This window comes from Flavobacterium gilvum (assembly GCF_001761465.1).
GTDB lineage: Bacteria > Bacteroidota > Bacteroidia > Flavobacteriales > Flavobacteriaceae > Flavobacterium > Flavobacterium gilvum.
Genome location: NZ_CP017479.1, coordinates 3,125,182 through 3,145,048 on the forward strand (window position 1 = coordinate 3,125,182; position 19,867 = coordinate 3,145,048).

A 19,867-nucleotide genomic window follows, 5' to 3' on the forward strand; every position below is an offset into this window, starting at 1 on the left:
AATAAACCAATCATATAAAAGCAACCAAACACCATGCCAAAAACAGATTAAAAGTAAATTACATAGATAAAATACATTATTTAACAATATAAACAGGTTTTAATCTACAAATAAACCATAGTATTACACAATTCAATCTTAACTAAACCACTATGCACTTCAAGTCCATAGGTTTGGTTGGCAGACTTAAAGTACGCAAGGATGGAAGACATAATTTAAACCACAAATTTCCACAAAATAATCCGTAAAAATTTGTGCAATTTGTGACATAAAAACTTTTTAGAAGCTGAAAGCGGAATGCACTAAAGTACATAGTTTTAAACTATTTTTGAAACCAATAAATTGAAACTTAAACTTGGTTTTGGACAAAAAAAAGATGCCCCTAAAAAGGGACATCCCAATAACTAACTGTAATCGATAATTTTTTTTGGCACTCTGTATATGCAAACCTATTATTAACCTAACTTTAAAACCTTAGAGTAACCAAACCTAGCCAAATTATCTATTTATATACTTTTCAAACTCCATGCCAAAAAACGTCCGAATGTAAAATATGACGTTAAATTATACTTAATAAACAAAATAATAACCCTATTTAGCATTAAAAAAATCAATTTAATTACAAAACAACTAAAAAACAAAACCTAAGGGGATTTAAAAAAATTCAATTACCCCACTTCAATTACAAAAAAAAGATGCACCAAAAGGAGCATCTTTAAATCGATAATCTCTTGTAGATACGCCGCTTTTACTAACTTAATAGTCTAACCTACAAAACTTAGATTAAAAACAACCCAATTAAATTATCTGGTACCGTATTTACAAACACTGTGCCAAAATTCTGAACTACATTTTTACAAAAAAAAGATGCCTCATTTGAGACATCTTCTTAACTAAATAATAACTGATAATTATTAGGCCCCCCTATGCAAACAAATTTTATAAACCAAACCTACTATAACTATTTATGATGCTTGCATAACCTAATAAAACCTAATACATATTAGCAAAGACGATGCCAAAACGCATCTAGGTTTAGTAAAAATAAATACTCCCTACATACCTACACAACCAATACTCTTATTTACAACTAATTACATTTTAAAAATATTTTGTTTTTTTTTCAAACAATAACCTTCCATATATTTTTTTTGAAAAAAATCTTGAAAAAACCACGAGTTTGAGACAATAATTTTGAATCAGTCATCGTGAAAACGTGTCAAAAACATTAAACAACGAAGACTTATATTAATTTGAAAAGTGTATTTTTGATTTTTAATAAAAAATATCCCCTCCTAACTATGCATTTTTTTTTCAAGTACGGTCTTATTCTAGTTTTATCATTAAGCAGCTTAACCAGTTTCTGTCAGCTACAAATTAAACCCAACAATAAAAAAATCTCCTATATGGGAAGGGTAGCAATAAACGAAAACTCTGCGACTTTTTACTGGCCAGGAACTTCTGCAACAATTAATTTTACAGGAAAAAACGTAAAAGTTACGATGAAATCGTTCCGAGAAAAAGGATATTTTTATGCTATTGTAGATAACGATGCAGCAAAGGCTTTTAAATTTGAAACAGACAGCGTAAAAAAAGAAATCAACCTGGTAGAAAACCTTTCTGAAGGCAAACACACATTACAATTGTATAAACTTTCTAACAACACCTCTGCCAACGTTTTATATGGTTTCGAAATTGGTGGAAAAGCAAAACTGCAAAAACCATCTCAGCTGCCTAAACGAAAAATAGAATTTTACGGAAACTCTATTACTGCAGGTCATGGCGTTGATGTTCAGCCGGGAATGAAGGATGCTGGACAACCCGAACTTTTCAACAACTATTACAGCTATACAGCCATAACGGCTAGACACTTTAATGCACAATCATCTATCATTGCCAGAAGTGGTATCGGAATCATGTTAAGTTGGTTTCCTGAGATTATGCCTGAAGTTTATGATCGTCTGGATCCTTTTGATTCTTCAAAAAAATGGGATTTCGCGAAATATACTCCTGATGTGGTTGTGATAAATCTGTTTCAAAATGATTCCTGGCTAATTAACAGACCCGAACATCAGGAATTTAAACACCGGTTTGGCACAACAAAGCCTTCAGAAGATTTTATAATAAAATCGTATCGCGATTTCGTTACCAGCATTCGGGCTAAATACCCAAAAGCGTATATCATTTGCGCATTAGGAAACATGGACGCTACAGAAGCGGGCTCAAAATGGCCGGGATATATAGAACAAGCTGTAGCAGGTTTGAAAGACGGAAAAATTCATACTGTTTTCTTTCCTTACAAAGGAAGACCTAATCATCCAAACAGAAAAGAACAACAAATGATGGCTGATGAATTAATTCGCTTTATTGATAAAACAGTAAAGTGGTAAAACCAAGAGAAGCTTCAAATACTTCAAAATTATTCATTAGAAAATGAAATAAAAAAAGATGCTCCGATAAGGGAGCATCTTCCTAACTAACTGTAATCGATAATTTTATGAATATGTGTATAAACCAACCTACCAACCTAATCTACAATATATTTGGAGTAATAAAATTATCTATTATCAACTTTCCAAACACCATGCCAATAGTTGATCACAAGCATACTACAAGACAAAATTACATTTTATTTAACTAAAAATCAGCTTTTTATTAAAAAAAATCAAAATATTTCAAACTAAAAAGTGAGCTTCAACTTTACTGTCAAAACTCACTCAAATAGTATTATTATAAAAATTTATTTCTTATAAAACTTTCTGTACTTAGGATACGTTATAGCTCCGATTAACGAGATTGTACCCAAAGAATACCAAATCCAGCTTAACGAATGTGCCTCACCGCTGGCGTATGAATGTAATCCTACCAAGTGGAAATTTACTCCATAATAGGTAAATAAAATGGAGATAAAAGCAAACATACTCATCAGGTTAAACACCCATTTACCTCTTAATGAAGGCACAAATCTAGCGTGAATAACAAATGCATATACCATAATACTGATCAATGCCCAAGTTTCTTTTGGATCCCATCCCCAGTAACGCCCCCAACTTTCATTTGCCCATTGTCCTCCAAGAAAGTTCCCGATGGTTAACATAATCAAACCAATGGTCAATGCCATTTCGTTGATATAAGTGATTTCTTTGATGTTCAAATCCATTTTAGTTTTATTCTTTTCGTTGGTAAAAAAGATTAAAACAAGCGACACAAAACCTAATATCATTCCCAAAGCAAAAGGTCCATAACTAGCCACAATTACTGCCACGTGAATCATTAACCAATAGGAATTAAGAACAGGTTGCAAATTGGCTATTTCCGGATCAATCCAATTGGCATATGCAGCCGTTAATATCATTGCCGTCACAAAAGCGGCCGAAGCAACCGTCAATTTTGATTTAATATCAAACACCAAACCAAAAAACATGGTCGCCCACGCCACATATACAATAGCTTCATAAGCATTACTCCAAGGTGCATGACCAGAAATATACCAACGGGCACATAAAGTAATAGTATGCAACACAAAAAGAATGGCTATGAGAATATGCATTGAATTAACCAAAACATTTAAAACTTTGGACTCTTTGAATATTTTAACAATAGTAAATATCAACATTAATATTGCTGCTAATAAATAGGCATAAGGCAGTTTTTGCAGTAAATCATACTTATTGTAAGCTATTTCAAGATTGATTTTTTCTTCGCTTGGTCTCACTCTGCTACCAAACTTCTTCTGAAAACCGTTAATGCTTTCCAATAACTCATTGGCAGTTTTATAATTTTTCGATTCAATAGCATGTCCTAATGTTCCAAAATAAAGCGGCAAAATGCTTTTGGTATAAGTAGAATCCATTCCTTTTAAGCCAGCGTGTTCCAGTTCTAAATAGGAAATCCATTTATTATTTGGTTCATTTGGAATTGGAAAAATTCGCAAAATACTTCCGCTTAAAGCAGATTCCATCAAGTTTACCTTTTTATCGGTTTCGACAAAATCTTTCTCAAACTGATTTGGATTTCCGGCTTTATAAGCATCATCAAGATATGGAGATAATTTATAATTCCCCTTTTCGTCAAAAAAAGCAATAAAAGGAGCAAATTTATCTTTTGGGTCAATTCCGATAATCTTACGAATACTGTCATTTCCAGGTTTGATATAGATAATCGGAATTTCAATCCACAATTGTGCGCTTTGCGTCATGGACAAAAATACCTGATCCGAATTCATTCCGTTATACGTATCCGAATGGCTTACTTTTCGCAACAATTCAGATGAAAAAGTATTGATTGGTTTCATCCTTCCTCCCGCATCCTGAATAATCAATCGTCCAAATTTGGCTGCGTGTTCTGGCGTAACTGTATAAGCCGTCAACACCGAATCTAATTGTGCCTGAGTAGGTTTTACCCTTACATGACCTGTACTTTCAGTATGTGATTCTCCAGCTTTTTCAGCCGAATGGTCGTGATTATGTTCCTGCGCAAAACCAGTCAAACTGAATAATAAAATTAAAATCGTCAGCAGTTTTGCTTTCTTTTCTTTCACCACATCCAATTTTCTTTTCAAATCAGCAAAACGGGAATGTTTGGTAAATAGAATAGAAATCATACTAAAAAACAGTAAAAAATATCCCAAATAAGTAATATTCGTTCCCCAATAATCATGATTTACAGACAATACAGTTCCTTTTTCGTCTGGGTCAAATGAAGATTGGAAAAAACGGTAGCCTCCGTGATCCAAAACGTGATTCATATAAATTCGGGCATCAAATGGTTTTACAGAATCCTGAACGGTTACTTGGCTTTCAAATGAAGAATAACTTTTCTCTGTACCGGGATATTTTTGGGCAATAAAATCATTCAGCTTAATCTTAAATGGCAAGATATAAGCTTTGCTTCCGAAGAAAAAAGTATATTCATGTTCTCCAATTTTAACGGTTTTAGAATCCCCAACTTTCCCTTTGGAACCTATTAATGTTACAGATTCCTCTTTTCCATTTGCTGAAAGCGTAACCGTCAAAGCGTCTTCATGATTCTTTTCTTTGAAATTATTACTACTTTCATAATCGATTACACCAGTAACAGCAGGCTCCGGAAAAACAAAACGAATATCGCCAATGCTGTACAAAGAGCGCATCATCAACGGCTGCACAATATCTTTCACCACTTTTCCCTGCAGTTTATCGGCCATTCGCATAAAGTTTCCTTCAAATGGCATTTGAACCGTATAACTACTTCCTGTTGTGTTGATATTAATGGCACCTTCGGTAAATTTATTCAATGCAAAAAGAACATTATGAATATTTTGCACCTCGCCAGATTTCAAAAAATGTTCTTCACGACCACCGGCACCAGCCTCAACCAATTTCAAGTACAAACTCCCTTTCGAATTAGGTTTTACATATTCTTTGGCACCCATAATAAAGTTTTTATAGTGTACCTCAAACGGATTTCCGGCAAAATCGCCAGTCATCTTAAAATCATTGTCAGTGACAGGTGACATCAAAAGCGGTTTCTCAAAAACCCTGCGTTTCATTTCCCCTTTATATTCTCCATCAACAAAAAGGGTCAGGAATGTTTTATCCGAATAAAATTGATTTTCGGTTGCGCCTTCGCGAATGGGCATCATTCCCTCAAAACTAATGTAACGGGTAATGAATGCACCACCTATGATAAAAATAAAAGCCAAATGTAGCATCAACGAAGCCCATTTTTCTTTTCGAAGTAAATGATAACGCTTGATATTCCCTATGAAATTAATCATAAAAAATCCCATGATAGCTTCAAACCACCAAGTATTATACACTAAAATTCGTGCTGTATCAGTATTGTATTTACTTTCGATAAAAGTTCCTGTTCCCATTGCTATTGCAAAAGTCAGGAATAATAAGGCCATTAAACGGGTAGAAAATAGGACAGAGAATAATTTTTTATCCATTTGGAAGTAGATTTCGTTTTTATAAAGTGTCGCAAAAGTACTCAAAATTGCACACTTTTTTAAGACCTTAATTGTTAATTTAATCAAAAAAAGAGCCTTTTTTTTGATTAAAACAAAAACCAAAAATCCCTTTTTACAAAAAAATTCTAACTGCAAAAAAATAAAATGAGACCTCCTAAAAAAGGGAAAGTCTCATTTGATTTACTTTAAATTTCTTTTTCAAAATATTTCTTTCGGAACCAAAAAGCAACGTTTACCAATGCAATTAGCGCAGGTACTTCGACCAAAGGACCAATTACACCGGCAAATGCCTGTCCGCTATTAACACCAAAAACACCTATTGCTACAGCTATTGCTAATTCAAAATTATTACCGGTTGCCGTAAATGCGATTGCAGTAGATTTCGAATAATCTGCTCCAAAATATTTTCCGACAAAAAAACTAAGAACAAACATAACCACAAAATATATGACCAAAGGAATCCCAATACGAATCACATCCAAAGGGATTTGCACAATCAGCTCACCTTTTAGGCTAAACATTATCAGAATCGTAAACAATAATGCTACTAACGTTATTGGCGAAATTATTGGAACATATTTTGTTTGAAACCATTCTTCGCCTTTCATTTTGATTAAAGTATACCGACTGATTATTCCTAATGCGAACGGAATCCCTAGATAAATACCCACGCTTTCAGCAATTTGCCCGATGCTGATATTTACCTCAAAACCTTCATAACCAAAGTAAGGCGGTAAAATCGTTATAAAAAAATAAGCATAAACACTGTAAAGCAATACTTGAAAAATACTATTTAAGGCGATTAATCCGGCTCCGTATTCTCTGTTTCCTTCGGCTAAATCGTTCCAAACCACGACCATCGCAATGCAACGTGCCAAACCGATTAGGATTAGCCCAATCATGTATTCGGGATAGCCTTTTAGAAATAGTAATGCCAATAAAAACATTAGTATTGGCCCAACAATCCAATTCAAGAACAATGATGCGCCTAGAACTTTTACATTTTGGAACACTTTTCCCATTTGTTCGTATTTCACTTTTGCCAAAGGCGGATACATCATTAAAATCAATCCAATTGCCAACGGAACATTGGTCGTTCCGCTCGAAAATGAGTTGATAAAATTGCTGCTCGACGGTATAAAATAACCAATTAAAACCCCTATTGCCATCGCCAGGAATATCCAAACTGTTAAATAGCTATCGAGAAAACTTAACTTTTTTCTTTCTACGATTGGTACGCAATTATTTGCCGACATAATTATTTTTTAATTTGAGAAAAAACATAAAACATTTCGGTTGCAATTTGCAGGCTTCGTTCTGTGTACTTCTCTGCCTGTTGCGGTGTGTTGTCATATGCTTTTGGATCTTCAAAAGTGATTGGAATACGCTTTGCTGCTCCGGCAATAAAAGGACAACCTTCATCGGCATGTGAACAAGTCATTATAGCTGCAAAACCGCTTTCAGGATTAAAATCATCGTCATAGGTTTTGGAGAAACCTATAATTGGATGCTCAATTGATGAATATTTAATGCTGTAAATAGGATTATTCCCCTCGGAAATCGCTTTGATTTTGAACCCCTGCTCTATCAAAGTTTTTGCAACCATCGGAAACATTGCTGTAGCTTCGGTTCCACCAGAATAACAAAAAACATTTTTAATATCAAAATAAGCCGCTGCCGTTTGCGCCCAAACTTGTGTCAAATGACTTCTTCTCGAATTGTGCGTGCAAATCATATTGAGCCTGATTTCTTGCTGATTTGTAACTTTGACTTGAATAAAATCAATCAGAGATTGCAGAATTTCTTTGCGTTCCGCTGTGATGTTTTCAATGTTTAAATTCTTAATTACTGCTACTATTTCTGGAAATAGAATTGATTGGTTTGTAGTCATTTATTTTTTGAATTGATTATGATTAACAAAAATAAGAGTTGAAATAAATTTTACAAGTAAGACCTAACAGGTTTTGAAAACCTGTTAGGTCAACTTCACGGTTTATGCTCTACTTTTGGCTTATTAGCAACATTTTGATTCGGGAGAACAACAAGCTTCATTATTAATATCCGACATTCTCACTTTCTGTTTTTCGGCTGGAATTCCGCATTGTTCTTTTGCCAAACAGGCTGTATGTTTATTCACTAACTCAAAATTTTCTCCATTGAATTCTAATTCATATTTGCCAATAGTCGTATTTTGATATTCGACTTCTATTTCGAAATCTCCAATACCTAAAACTTTTTCAGATAATTGAATGATATCCAAAAGCTTTTTGGGCTTTAGTCGGTGTTCAAAATCGTTTGCATCCCAAAGTTGGAAATTCACAACCGTTTCCTCGCGAACAGTTCCGCCACAATCGATAAAATTTTTGGTTACCAAACCAACCTCTGTGACATGAAAATGCTCAGGAACAAATGTCCCGTCAGGCAATTGAAAATCTACAGTTTCAACTGTGCCCAACAACTTTTTAATTTGTGATAGTTTCATAGTTTAATTCCTTTATATTCAACAACAATTCGTTTTCTTTTTTTCAACGTGCTCATTTACATTTTGAAAAAAACTTTTTATTTTTTCAAATCCTTTTTCGTCAATACAATAGCAAATTGCATTTCCCTCGATACTTCCTTTGATTAATCCTGCATTTTTAAGCTCTTTTAAATGTTGCGAAATTGTAGGCTGTGCCAAAGACAATTCATTTACAATATCACCACAAATACAAGAATCAACTTTTATGAGATATTCGATTATGGCAATCCGGGCAGGATGCCCCAATGCTTTTATCAAAACCGCCAATTCGTTTTGATTGTCTGTGTAAAAATCTGTTTTAGTTGCTCCCATAAGTAATATTTCTATATTGCAATATTACGATATTATTTTTTAAAAACAACCGCAAATTCGCAAATTATTTTTATGACCCTTCAAGCTTTTAAAAAACTACTTCCAATGAAATTAATGCAAATTTGTTACTCGAAAAACACTAAATTATTAAAAAAAATTTGCGACACGAACGATAGTGAATAGGCGAAGTAATTTGCGGTTAATTACAAAAAGAGGTTGGTAGAAAAAATTGAAAACTAACTCTTCATTTTTTTTTCTAATTTTGTCAAATGATTAAAATAACGATTATAGGTTCTGGAAATGTAGCACAACATCTGATTGACGCTTTCGCAAAAAGCAATGCGACAGAAATCATTCAGGTCTTTTCGAGAACCAAAAAAGAGATTTCTCCCCTACTCGATTCTAGCAAAATTATCCACGATTTGAAAGATTTGGTGGAATCGGATTTATATATCATCGCCGTTTCCGACGACGCTATTGCAAGCGTTTCGTCTCAATTTCCTTTTGAAAATCGATTGGTAGTTCACACATCAGGAAGTGCTCCTTTGTCTTTTTTGAGCGACAAAAACCGAAAAGGCGTTTTCTATCCTTTGCAGACTTTTACAAAAGGCAAAGCAATAGATTTCAAAACCATTCCATTCTGTTTGGAAACACAATTTGAAAGTGATTACACAATTTTGGAAAAAGTAGCCCGTTCCATTTCCGACAATGTTCAGCCAATAGATTCCCATCAAAGAAAAGCACTGCATGTTGCCGCCGTTTTTGTGAATAATTTCACCAATTATCTGTATCAATTAGGGAACGATATTTGTCAGGAAAACAACGTTTCCTTCGATATTTTAAAACCTTTGATTCTGGAAACTGCCGAGAAATTATTGATGCTTTCGCCAAAAGATGCACAGACCGGCCCTGCAAAACGCAATGATATAACAACCATTCAAGCGCATGAATCTTTTTTGTCGAATGAAAATCAATCCACTATTTATAAAATATTAACCCAATCTATACAAAATCATGGCAAAAAGCTATAAAGAAATAATGAATGATATTACTACGTTTGTTTTTGACGTAGACGGCGTACTTACTGACGGGTCTGTTTTTGTTACCAATGAAGGGGAAATGCTTAGAACCATGAGTATCCGCGATGGTTATGCAATGAAAGCAGCCGTGGAAAGCGGCTACAAAGTATGCATCATTTCGGGCGGGAGCAACGAAGGCGTGCGAGTGAGATTGCGCAATCTTGGAATAACCGATATTCATTTGGGCACTCCTGATAAAGTTAAAACCTTCAAAGAATACATCGATGTTTACAACATTAAGCCAGAACAGGTTTTGTATATGGGCGACGATATTCCCGATTATCACGTGATGCAATTAGTGGGATTACCAACTTGTCCACAAGACGCAAGTCCCGAAATCAAAGGGATTTCAAAATACATTTCGCATATAAACGGCGGTAAAGGCGCTGCACGTGATGTAATCGAACAAGTAATGAAAGTACAAGGAAAATGGATGACTTATTTTGACGGGAAACTAGATTAAATAGTATCCAGTGTTCAGTTTTTTTTAGTGATCAGTTAATTTGAATACTAAAAAAACAGACCACTAAACACTGAATATTAAATTCAACATTCTGAACACTAAAAAACTGAACACTGATTACTTAATATGAAATACCTCAAATTAATTCGATACCAAAATCTGTTGATGCTCGCTTTGATGCAATTGATTTTCAGATATGGTTTTTTGAATTATCAAAATATTCCTCTGGCTCTAAAAGACTGGCAATATTTTTTATTGGTTTTTGCAACAATAATGATAGCCGCCGGTGGATACATCATTAATAATATAATGGATCAGGCTACCGATAATGACAACAAACCCAATAAAGTAGTTGTAGGCAAAGGCATTTCCGAAACCAATGCCTATAATTTATATTTCGCCTGTACTGTTTTGGGGGTTGGTACAGGATTTTATTTATCTAATCTGATTGAAAAGCCTGGTTTTGCTTCGATTTTTATAATCATTTCGGCGACTTTGTATCTTTACGCCACAAGCCTGAAACAAATGTTGCTTATCGGAAATATTGTTGTGGCATTCTTATTGGGCTTCAGCGTACTTATTATTGGAATCTTTGACCTTTTGCCGGTTATCAATCCCGGAAATAAAGTCGTTATGGCCGAATTGTTTTCGATTCTTTTGGATTACGCTCTATTCGCTTTTGTGATTAATTTCATTAGAGAAATAGTTAAAGATTTAGAAGATGTAAATGGCGATTATAATCAAGGAATGAACACTTTACCTATTGCTTTTGGAATAAGCAGAACATCAAAATTAGTACTGATTTTGAGTTTGATTCCGCTCGTTATGGTAATATTATATATCAAAAATTATTTCTTTGAATTCAATTTATATATAGCAACCCTTTATGCATTAATTTGCATCGTTGCTCCTTTAATTTATTTTGCAGTAAAAATGGCCGATGCCAAAAAAAGCAAAGATTTCAATCATCTGAGTACTGTTTTAAAACTTATAATTTTATTTGGATTATTATCCATTTCGGTTGTTACCTATAATATTCTTCATCATGCTTAAAGAAAAACTAAAAAACTACAAGCTCATATTGGCTTCGGGTTCTCCCAGGAGACATCAATTTTTCAAAGATCTAGATCTTGAATTTGAAATACGACTGAAAGAAATTGAAGAAATTTTTCCTCCAGAATTGAAAGCTGAAGAAATTACCAACTACCTTGCTCAATTGAAAGCCGATGCTTTTGATGGAGAGTTGAACGAAAACGATATATTAATCACCAGCGACACTATAGTTTGGCACAATAATTGTGCTTTAGGTAAACCAAGAGATCATCAAAATGCTTTTGAAATATTGAAATCATTGTCAAATGCAACGCATGAAGTCATAACTTCAGTTTGTTTTAAGACAAATTTGTCCTCAAATTTAATACATGAGACAACAAAAGTTACCTTTACTGCGTTAAGTGATGAAGCTATTCTTTATTATCTGGAAAAATACAAGCCATATGATAAAGCTGGAGCCTACGGAATCCAAGAATGGATTGGTTTTATAGGAGTTTCAAAAATAGAAGGTTCTTATGCCAATGTCATGGGAATGCCGACAGACAAAGTGTATAACTATTTAAATAATTTATAAAAAAATATGGAAATTTTGGAATACTACCTCCTACAGGAAATCAGTACAGTAATGCTGTTGTTGATTGTCTTTTTGGTTCGGAGAGTAGTTTCAAAATTAGTAAAGCGATACGCCACTGCCAGTCATATTATAGAAAAAAGAACCAATTTGGTTATCAAATACATCAATATTCTGATTACGATTTTGGCCTCGATTACCATAATCTTGATTTGGGGAGTACAAACAAAAGATATTTTCGTAACACTTTCATCAATTGCTACGGTCATTGGAGTTGCAATGTTTGCTCAATGGTCAATTTTAAGCAATATCACATCAGGTATTCTTTTGTTTTTTTCGTTTCCGTTTAAAATCGGAGATTGCATACAGATACATGACAAAGATTTTCCCGTAGAAGGTGAAATTGAAGATATAGGCGCTTTGCACGTAACCTTAAAATCTAAAACAGGTGAACTGGTTATTTATCCCAATAATTTGTTTTTCCAAAAAGGAATTTCAATTATAAAAAAACTGACTAACAACAATAATGAATTTACCGACTGAAGGTAAAATTAATTATCACTAACGATAAATCAATTAACTCTAACACTTTAAACCCTAATTTTTTTTAAAAAACCTAAATTTAAACACCATGAAAACTATTAATTCAATTATTATCGGACTCCTGTTTTTTACAGCGAGCACAACTCAAGCACAAGTTGCAGTAGATGTAAACATTGGAACTCCAAATGTAAATATACATGTGGGAACTCCACCAGTTTGGGGACCTGTAGGCTATGACGATGTTGATTATTACTATTTACCAGATATCCAAGTCTATTATGACATTAGAGCTTCACAATACATCTATTTTGGAAACGGCAGATGGATTCGTTCCAGATATTTACCTTCTCGTTGCAGAGACTATGACTTATATCATGGATACAAAGTAGTATTGGCTGATTATCATGGTCATACACCTTATGCATATTACGACAAGCATAAAGTAAAATACTATAAAGGATATAAAGGTGAGCCTCAAAGAATGAGAGGACCGTACCAAGTACGTTACGAAGATCGCGACAACGACCACTACGACAAAGGAAATCATGGCAAAGAACACCATGACAATGGTAATCATAATGGCCACGGAAAAAAAGGACATAAAGGTGGAGATAACGACTAATGACCTATTTCTTTTCAATTACAAAAAGAGCATTCAAATGAATGCTCTTTTTTTGTAATATAAAATCAAAACAAGCTTCAGTAAATCAAAGTGTTACAGCTTTTTTTGTTTCTTTTTTTTCGAAAAAATTATTCTCAATTTTGTCCAACCATTCAAAAATGGATTCAAATACCATGTCCCTCACCGGTTTTCTGGACAAAACCAAATCGTGCATTCCGCCCTTAAAGCCAATAATCTTTTGGTTCGGAGAATTAATGCATTTAGCTTTTTCGACAATATCATTTACATTCAAAATAGCATCGCCTTCAAACATTTCTTCACTCCATTTTGAAGGATAAACCGAAATAGAAGAGTGTAATATTAATATCGGTTTATTGATTGAAACACCATGTGAAATCTTTGAATGTCCTTTATGAATAGCATGTATCCAGCCCGCATTAATTGAAGGAGCTACATGGGGTTTCCACTGCAAATTATAATCCCATTCACCAAAACCACTCTTGTGGAGACTTTTTCCGTAAAATTTTGAAAAACTTACCGGTAAACTGATATTTGGATTAATACTGCCTAAAAAAGAAAGCAAAGAAATACCCACTTTCTTTTGAATCCAAGACACATTAAAATCAAAAAAAGGACTGTTGCAAACCAAGGCGTCAAAATATTCATTTCCTTTTCTTTCTGAAGCATATAAAGTAATCAGAAGACCACCTGTAGAATGTCCGAACAAAACTATTTCTCGACATTCTTCCTCATTGATTATTGCCAATGCACTGTCAATATCTTCGTAGTATTCAGTCAAATCGCGGACATTGTTCTGTTTATGGTTTTTCAAAATTGAACGGCCATATTTTCGTAAATCCAAGGCATAAAAATGGAATCCTTTCTTGAGAAACTCATCGGCAATAATTTCCTGAAAAAAATAATCATTAAAACCATGAATACATAAAACAGCCTTTGCAGAAGAAACTGTATTTCTTTTCCGAATCAATGTAGATGTAACTTTACCCTCATAATCATCTGGCTGAAAAATGGTAGTTTGTTCAAAACCATTCTTCAAAATATCTTCAACATATTGCATATCGATTTTGGTTAGGTTAGTTAAAAAATAAAATTATAAACAAAGCTAATTCTGAAATAGTCAGGCTATTTATTTTATCCAAATAATATAAAACTACGATTCATGCCTTTCTCAAATTTAACATTCTAATTTTAAATAATTGACATTGAATTCTGTTATTTTATCACTCCTGCAAATTTTTGGAGAATTTATCTTCAAAAAAAATCCGATGAGCATCTAAACATTAACATATTTTTTTTGAGATATTCATAAATATACCTGCTTTTAATTAGTATTTTTGAACCAGGATTAGTCTCTAAAATCCTTTTTCAAGAATAAAAACCCCCAATTTATGCGAAAGCTTTTTTTTAAACTCTTTCTTCTCTTATTTATTTCGGCACATACCGTAAATGCCCAAAAGCCTCTAAAACCTAGTTCTGCCGAAATCTACAATCAAATCCAGAAACTAAATTTTCTTGGAACTGTACTTTATATTGCTGCACATCCCGATGATGAAAACACCCGATTAATATCTTATATGGCTAATGAAGTTCATGCCGAAACTGGTTATTTATCGCTGACCCGAGGAGATGGCGGACAAAATTTAATTGGCCCACAATTAAGAGAATTACTCGGAGTTATAAGAACCCAAGAACTCCTTGAAGCCCGAAAAATTGATGGTGGTGAACAATTTTTTTCTAGAGCAAATGACTTTGGTTTTTCCAAAAATCCGGAAGAAACATTGCATATCTGGGACAAAGAAAAAGTGCTTGCAGACTTGGTCTGGACTATCCGAAAATTCCAACCCGATGTCATTATCAACCGTTTTGACCATCGTTCACCCGGGACAACACACGGGCATCACACTTCCTCTGCAATGCTGAGTGTAGAAGGATTTGAATTGGCTAACAATCCTGCTTCTTTTCCAGAGCAATTACCATTTGTACAGACTTGGCAGCCCAAACGTATATTTTTTAATCCTTCGTGGTGGTATTACGGAAGCAAAGAAAAATTTGACGCTGCCGATAAAACCAATATGCTGTCCATTCAAACTGGAGTGTATTACCCAACTTTAGGGAAATCAAATCAGGAAATTGCTGCATTGAGCCGAAGTAGTCATAAATCGCAAGGGTTTGGCAGTACAGGATCCCGAGGAGAAGAAACGGAATATCTGGAATTTTTGAAAGGAGTTCCATTTAAAGATAAATCATCTGTTTTTGAAGGAATCGACACTAGCTGGAACCGTGTAAAAGGTGGCAAACCAATAGGAGAACTGATCACTGATATTACCAATGATTATGATTTTAAAAAACCATCGGCGAGTATTCCGAATTTGGTTAAAGCTTACACGATGATTCAAGCATTGGATGAAAATCATTGGAAAACAATAAAATCAGAGGAAATAAAAAAAATCATTGCAGCCTGTTCCGGTTTGTACCTCGAAGCAGTTTCCAACACACAAGAAGCAACTCCTGGAAGTGTGGTAAAACTTAATTTGGAAACTATAAACCGAAGTGCAACAGCTATGGAATTGGTTAGCGTTACAACACTTCCCGATCAAAAAACAACAACGTTCAACATCAACTTAAAAAATAATATTACACAAAACAACGCTCTTGATTTACAATTACCCCAATCAATCGATTACACAGAGCCTTATTGGCTTAAAGAAAAAGGAACCATTGGATTGTACACCGTAAAAGAACAACAAAACATTGGTATTCCTGATATTATCCGTGAAGCCAAAGTAATTTTTAATATAAAAATAAATGGTGTCGAAATTCCATTTGAAAAAACAGTAGTTTACAAATATAATGATGATGTAAAAGGAGAAATGTATAATTTTCTTGATATTGTTCCAGTTGTGACCACTACTATTCAGGACAAAGTTTTGCTTTTCACCAATACAAAATCCAAATACGTGGGAGTAACCGTAAAAGCAGGAAAAAACAACATTAAAGGAAACCTAAAACTGGACTTGCCTAATAACTGGAAAATTTCTCCATCAGCTATTCCGTTTCAGTTGGAAAAAAAAGGAGCAGAACAAACTTTCTATTTTGAAGTTACGCCACCTGCTCAACTCAGTGAAACAACAGGGAAAAGCATTGCAACTGTAGATGGTATCGACTATGATAAGGAACAAATAAACATTAATTACGATCATATCACCAAACAACAAGTTCTTATAACATCTGAAGTAAAATGCATCCGATTTGATTTGAAAACCAACGAAGAAAAAATCGCCTATATTATGGGAGCCGGCGATGAAGTCCCAAAATGTTTGGCACAAATGGGCTACAAAGTAACACTTGTAAAACCCGAAGAAATAACGCCTGAGAAACTCGATTCTTTTGATGTGGTCATGACTGGAATTCGTGCTTACAATACCGTTAAAGCATTGGCAAATAAACAAAATATTTTGTTTGATTTTGTAAAAAACGGAAAAACAATGATTGTTCAGTATAATACAAATAGTGATTTGGTCACCTCAAAAATAGCGCCTTATCCTTTAAAAATTTCCAATGATAGAGTAACCGAAGAAGATGCTGAAGTACGCTTTCTAGCTCCGAATCATCCTGCTTTGAATTACCCAAACACAATTTCCCAAAATGATTTTAAAGGATGGAAACAGGAACAAGGTTTGTATTACCCAAAAGATTTTGACAAAGCCTTTACCCCTATTTTATCTTCAAATGATAAAGGAGAAAATGCCAAAGAAGGTGCGCTCTTAATTGCTCCTTACGGAAAAGGAAATTATATTTACACAGGACTTAGTCTTTTCAGGGAATTGCCTGAAGGTGTTCCGGGAGCTTACAAATTATTGTCGAACCTGATTTCGATTAAATCTTCGGAAACCATTCCGAATCAAAAAATGAAACCATAAAACAAAAATAAACATGGATCAAAAAAATCAAAAAATGTGGTCAAAAAACTATACCTTGGTTTTGCTTGCTAATGCCTTTTTTATAATTGTTTTTTATTTAATTATGAAATTATATTCTTAACCTATGCAATTATTTGACTGGATTGTACTCATTGCAACACTACTATTCATTGTAATTTACGGTGCCTGGAAAACTAGAGGTAGCAAGAATGTTGATGATTATATACTTGACAATAACACTACTCCTTGGTTTACGGTAGGACTTTCTGTAATGGCTACGCAAGCCAGTGCCATTACCTTTTTGTCGACACCGGGTCAGGCTTTTCATGACGGAATGGGGTTTGTGCAATTCTATTTTGGTTTACCAATAGCCATGGTTGTCATCTGCCTTACCTTTATTCCTATTTACCACAAATACAAAGTTTACACCGCTTATGAGTATCTGGAAAAAAGATTTGATTTAAAAACCCGTTCTCTCGCAGCTATTTTGTTTTTGGTACAAAGAGGTTTAGGAACAGGAATTACTATTTATGCACCTTCCATTATTTTATCAGCTTTATTGGGATGGAATCTTACCTACACGAATATTATTATTGGTATTTTGGTAATTATTTACACTTTTTCCGGTGGAACCAAAGCGGTGAATGTGACGCAAAAACAACAAATGTTTGTCATATTGACCGGTATGATGATCACTTTTTTTCTGATTTTTGATTATTTACCCAATGACATGACCTTTGATAACGCCCTGCATATCGCCGGAGCCAATCAAAAAATGAACATCGTAAATTTTTCTTTTGATTTAGATGAAAAATATACTTTCTGGAGCGGTATCACGGGCGGGTTCTTCCTTGCCTTAGCCTATTTTGGAACAGACCAATCGCAGGTAGGACGTTATTTATCAGGTAAATCAGTAAAGGAAAGTCAGATGGGATTAATTATGAACGGATTTTTAAAAGTTCCCATGCAATTCCTTATTTTACTGACCGGAGTGATGGTTTTTGTCTTTTTTCAATTCAATGTAACACCTTTGAATTTTAACCCAAATAATAAAATAATCGTAGAAAATTCTAAATACAAAACCGAATACCAGAATCTACAGAAAGAACTGGATCAGTTATCCGAAAACGAAAAAGTCATTAATCTACTGTACATTGACCAACTCAATCAGGATTACGACAATCCTACCCTTCGAAAAGGATTAGTAGATTTGGCTATCAAAGAAAAAGAATTAAGAGCCAAGGCCAAAGAAATAATAACCAAAGCAGACAGCAAAGCAGAAACAAACGATAAAGATTATGTGTTTTTCTATTTCATACTTCATTACCTACCCAAAGGTTTAATCGGTTTATTACTTGCTGTAATCATTTCTGCGGCGATGTCTTCTACGGCTTCGGGGCTAACGGCTTTGGCATCGACAACAGCAATTGATATTTATAAACGTAACATAAAAGAAGAAAAAGACGAAAAACATTATCTGAATGCTTCCAAACTTTTCACTCTTATGTGGGGAATTATCGCTATTGCTTTTGCTTGTATTGCAACACTTTTTGAAAATTTAATTCAATTGGTAAACATCATCGGATCTATATTTTACGGAACCGTTCTTGGTATTTTCCTTGTTGGTTTTTATACCAAAAAAATACAGGGAAAATCAATTTACTACAGTGCCATCATCAGCCAAATTGCAATTTTTATCATTTATTATTTCACGAATTTCATTTACCCTAGCGGAGCCGAAAAATTGGGGTATTTATGGCTTAATTTTATTGGGGCATTGCTCACAATAATTTTATCCTATTTACTCCAAATATCAGTCTTCAAAAGCGAGGAAGAACTAACAACATTAGTAGACAATAGTATTACATAAAAAAAATCCCGATTCAAATTTTTTCATGAATCGGGATTTTTTTTTAATTCTGTCGTAAAGATGGCTATAGATTTATTGTTCTTTTTTACTCCATTCAGCAATACTTTCTTTATTCATTTTTACGTAATCCTGGTTTTTGGCAGCTTCAGCCGCTGCAAGAGAAATTTTTGCTGTTTCGATAGCATTTTTATAATCGCTTGATCTTGCCTGAATCTGTGATTTCAAACGAGTGTACCAATACGGTTTTTCTGTACTCATATCCATTGCTTTGTCAATGTAGTTCAAAGCTTTTGCGTTATCTCCATTTGATTGAAAAACATATTGTGCTGCCGTAAAGTAATCCGCCGATGTAGGACCCGCCAGAACTTTTTCTATACTTTCCATTGTATTCTTTTGAGTAGGCACTTCAAATTTCATCGAAACAGAAGAATTTTCCCAAGCGATATCCAAATAAGCAAAATTAGCATCCAAACTACTGATTCCTATCGTAAGTGATTCAACCGGTTTTACGAGGGCCTCCTCTTTTACTGTCGTTCTCAATACGACATTTGCCTCATTCCATACTTCTGGAGTTCCCCAATTGTTGGTCGTTGAGTAAAAAATCACTTCCCAACTTTCTATTTTAGGAATTGTGTACAATGCATATTTTCCCTTAGGCAAAACTTTACCGTCAATTGTTACATCATCACTAAAAGAAATAGTTGTATTTTCATTGGCTCCCGTTCTCCATACTTTCCCAAAAGGAACCAAATTTCCAAAAACAGCTCTTCCTCTCGCTGCCGGTCTGCAATAAACAATTTCTATATCTGTCAATCCTACGGTTTGAAACACAGTAGACTTAGGGCTGGCTAAAGGAACTTTTACTTGCGCCTCTGCAATGAAAGGAGCAATTATTAAAGTTAAAATTAAAAAAATCTTTTTCATACTATTATATTGATT

16 protein-coding genes are annotated in these 19,867 nt (G+C 34.1%); 9 read left to right on the forward strand and 7 right to left on the reverse strand.

The genetic code is table 11. The features are described from left to right. Nucleotides 1-1,406: 1,406 nt before the first annotated feature. The gene (locus EM308_RS12905) at nt 1,407-2,390 is read left to right on the forward strand and encodes an SGNH/GDSL hydrolase family protein (RefSeq protein WP_197056124.1); all 984 of its coding nucleotides are present in this window, start codon (nt 1,407-1,409) and stop codon (nt 2,388-2,390) included. A gap of 350 nt (nt 2,391-2,740) precedes the next feature. Here EM308_RS12905 and ccsA read toward each other — a convergent pair whose 3' ends face one another. The 5 genes from ccsA to EM308_RS12930 all read right to left on the reverse strand — a co-directional run bounded on the left by ccsA (nt 2,741) and on the right by EM308_RS12930 (nt 8,786). Further along, on the reverse strand, nt 2,741-5,932 hold the full coding sequence (gene ccsA / locus EM308_RS12910) for a cytochrome c biogenesis protein CcsA (RefSeq protein WP_035636262.1): 3,192 nt from the start codon (nt 5,930-5,932) through the stop codon (nt 2,741-2,743). A gap of 206 nt (nt 5,933-6,138) precedes the next feature. Then, nucleotides 6,139-7,209 (reverse strand): ACR3 family arsenite efflux transporter, encoded by a 1,071-nt coding sequence (gene arsB, locus EM308_RS12915; RefSeq protein WP_035636186.1) that lies wholly within the window; start codon nt 7,207-7,209, stop codon nt 6,139-6,141. A gap of 2 nt (nt 7,210-7,211) precedes the next feature. After that, nucleotides 7,212-7,844 carry an arsenate-mycothiol transferase ArsC gene (locus EM308_RS12920; RefSeq protein WP_197056123.1) on the reverse strand — a complete coding sequence of 211 codons (633 nt, stop codon included), beginning with the start codon at nt 7,842-7,844 and terminating at the stop codon, nt 7,212-7,214. A 123-nt stretch (nt 7,845-7,967) separates the two neighbouring features. Beyond that, the gene (locus EM308_RS12925) at nt 7,968-8,435 is read right to left on the reverse strand and encodes a DUF6428 family protein (RefSeq protein WP_035636183.1); all 468 of its coding nucleotides are present in this window, start codon (nt 8,433-8,435) and stop codon (nt 7,968-7,970) included. Between the two features lie 18 nt (nt 8,436-8,453). Then, nucleotides 8,454-8,786 carry an ArsR/SmtB family transcription factor gene (locus tag EM308_RS12930; RefSeq protein ID WP_035636180.1) on the reverse strand — a complete coding sequence of 111 codons (333 nt, stop codon included), beginning with the start codon at nt 8,784-8,786 and terminating at the stop codon, nt 8,454-8,456. 269 nt (nt 8,787-9,055) lie between these two features. Between EM308_RS12930 and EM308_RS12935 the strand changes: the two genes are divergently transcribed. From EM308_RS12935 to EM308_RS12960, 6 genes are all read left to right on the forward strand, one after another. Further along, a complete protein-coding gene (locus EM308_RS12935; protein WP_035636177.1) occupies nt 9,056-9,817 on the forward strand; it encodes a Rossmann-like and DUF2520 domain-containing protein in 762 nt (253 codons plus the stop codon). Further along, on the forward strand, nt 9,801-10,328 hold the full coding sequence (locus EM308_RS12940; RefSeq protein ID WP_035636175.1) for a KdsC family phosphatase: 528 nt from the start codon (nt 9,801-9,803) through the stop codon (nt 10,326-10,328). The genes EM308_RS12935 and EM308_RS12940 overlap by 17 nt, the downstream gene beginning before the upstream one ends. Nucleotides 10,329-10,454: 126 nt before the next feature. Next, entirely contained in the window at nt 10,455-11,381 is a 927-nt protein-coding gene (locus EM308_RS12945; protein ID WP_081907244.1) for a geranylgeranylglycerol-phosphate geranylgeranyltransferase, read from the forward strand. Next, a complete protein-coding gene (locus EM308_RS12950) occupies nt 11,374-11,955 on the forward strand; it encodes a Maf-like protein (protein ID WP_035636173.1) in 582 nt (193 codons plus the stop codon). Before EM308_RS12945 ends, EM308_RS12950 begins: the two co-directional genes overlap by 8 nt. A gap of 6 nt (nt 11,956-11,961) precedes the next feature. Then, nucleotides 11,962-12,495 (forward strand): mechanosensitive ion channel family protein, encoded by a 534-nt coding sequence (locus EM308_RS12955; protein WP_035636170.1) that lies wholly within the window; start codon nt 11,962-11,964, stop codon nt 12,493-12,495. 88 nt (nt 12,496-12,583) lie between these two features. Continuing rightward, nucleotides 12,584-13,117: a hypothetical protein gene (locus EM308_RS12960; protein WP_035636167.1), complete on the forward strand. Its 534-nt coding sequence runs from the start codon at nt 12,584-12,586 to the stop codon at nt 13,115-13,117. 85 nt (nt 13,118-13,202) lie between these two features. Here EM308_RS12960 and EM308_RS12965 read toward each other — a convergent pair whose 3' ends face one another. Next, nucleotides 13,203-14,195: an alpha/beta hydrolase gene (locus EM308_RS12965; RefSeq protein WP_051877733.1), complete on the reverse strand. Its 993-nt coding sequence runs from the start codon at nt 14,193-14,195 to the stop codon at nt 13,203-13,205. Nucleotides 14,196-14,526: 331 nt separating this feature from the next. On the opposite strand from EM308_RS12965, the gene EM308_RS12970 reads away from it, so the two are divergent. Continuing rightward, a complete protein-coding gene (locus tag EM308_RS12970; protein ID WP_035636164.1) occupies nt 14,527-17,058 on the forward strand; it encodes a PIG-L family deacetylase in 2,532 nt (843 codons plus the stop codon). Nucleotides 17,059-17,182: 124 nt separating this feature from the next. Then, nucleotides 17,183-18,928, forward strand: a complete 1,746-nt coding sequence (locus EM308_RS12975; RefSeq protein ID WP_035636162.1) for a sodium:solute symporter — start codon at nt 17,183-17,185, stop codon at nt 18,926-18,928. 72 nt (nt 18,929-19,000) lie between these two features. Here the strand turns inward: EM308_RS12975 and EM308_RS12980 are convergent, their stop codons facing one another. Further along, nucleotides 19,001-19,852, reverse strand: a complete 852-nt coding sequence (locus EM308_RS12980) for a DUF2911 domain-containing protein (RefSeq protein ID WP_035636160.1) — start codon at nt 19,850-19,852, stop codon at nt 19,001-19,003. Between the last annotated feature and the right edge of the window lie 15 nt (nt 19,853-19,867).

Bases quoted from the DNA above. Each gene is read 5' to 3' on its own strand.
- EM308_RS12905 (WP_197056124.1), top strand. From the start codon at position 1,407: ATGGGAAGGGTAGCAATAAACGAAAACTCTGCGACTTTTTACTGGCCA.
- ccsA (WP_035636262.1), bottom strand. From the start codon at position 5,932: ATGGATAAAAAATTATTCTCTGTCCTATTTTCTACCCGTTTAATGGCC.
- arsB (WP_035636186.1), bottom strand. From the start codon at position 7,209: ATGTCGGCAAATAATTGCGTACCAATCGTAGAAAGAAAAAAGTTAAGT.
- EM308_RS12920 (WP_197056123.1), bottom strand. From the start codon at position 7,844: ATGACTACAAACCAATCAATTCTATTTCCAGAAATAGTAGCAGTAATT.
- EM308_RS12925 (WP_035636183.1), bottom strand. From the start codon at position 8,435: ATGAAACTATCACAAATTAAAAAGTTGTTGGGCACAGTTGAAACTGTA.
- EM308_RS12930 (WP_035636180.1), bottom strand. From the start codon at position 8,786: ATGGGAGCAACTAAAACAGATTTTTACACAGACAATCAAAACGAATTG.
- EM308_RS12935 (WP_035636177.1), top strand. From the start codon at position 9,056: ATGATTAAAATAACGATTATAGGTTCTGGAAATGTAGCACAACATCTG.
- EM308_RS12940 (WP_035636175.1), top strand. From the start codon at position 9,801: ATGGCAAAAAGCTATAAAGAAATAATGAATGATATTACTACGTTTGTT.
- EM308_RS12945 (WP_081907244.1), top strand. From the start codon at position 10,455: ATGAAATACCTCAAATTAATTCGATACCAAAATCTGTTGATGCTCGCT.
- EM308_RS12950 (WP_035636173.1), top strand. From the start codon at position 11,374: ATGCTTAAAGAAAAACTAAAAAACTACAAGCTCATATTGGCTTCGGGT.
- EM308_RS12955 (WP_035636170.1), top strand. From the start codon at position 11,962: ATGGAAATTTTGGAATACTACCTCCTACAGGAAATCAGTACAGTAATG.
- EM308_RS12960 (WP_035636167.1), top strand. From the start codon at position 12,584: ATGAAAACTATTAATTCAATTATTATCGGACTCCTGTTTTTTACAGCG.
- EM308_RS12965 (WP_051877733.1), bottom strand. From the start codon at position 14,195: ATGCAATATGTTGAAGATATTTTGAAGAATGGTTTTGAACAAACTACC.
- EM308_RS12970 (WP_035636164.1), top strand. From the start codon at position 14,527: ATGCGAAAGCTTTTTTTTAAACTCTTTCTTCTCTTATTTATTTCGGCA.
- EM308_RS12975 (WP_035636162.1), top strand. From the start codon at position 17,183: ATGCAATTATTTGACTGGATTGTACTCATTGCAACACTACTATTCATT.
- EM308_RS12980 (WP_035636160.1), bottom strand. From the start codon at position 19,852: ATGAAAAAGATTTTTTTAATTTTAACTTTAATAATTGCTCCTTTCATT.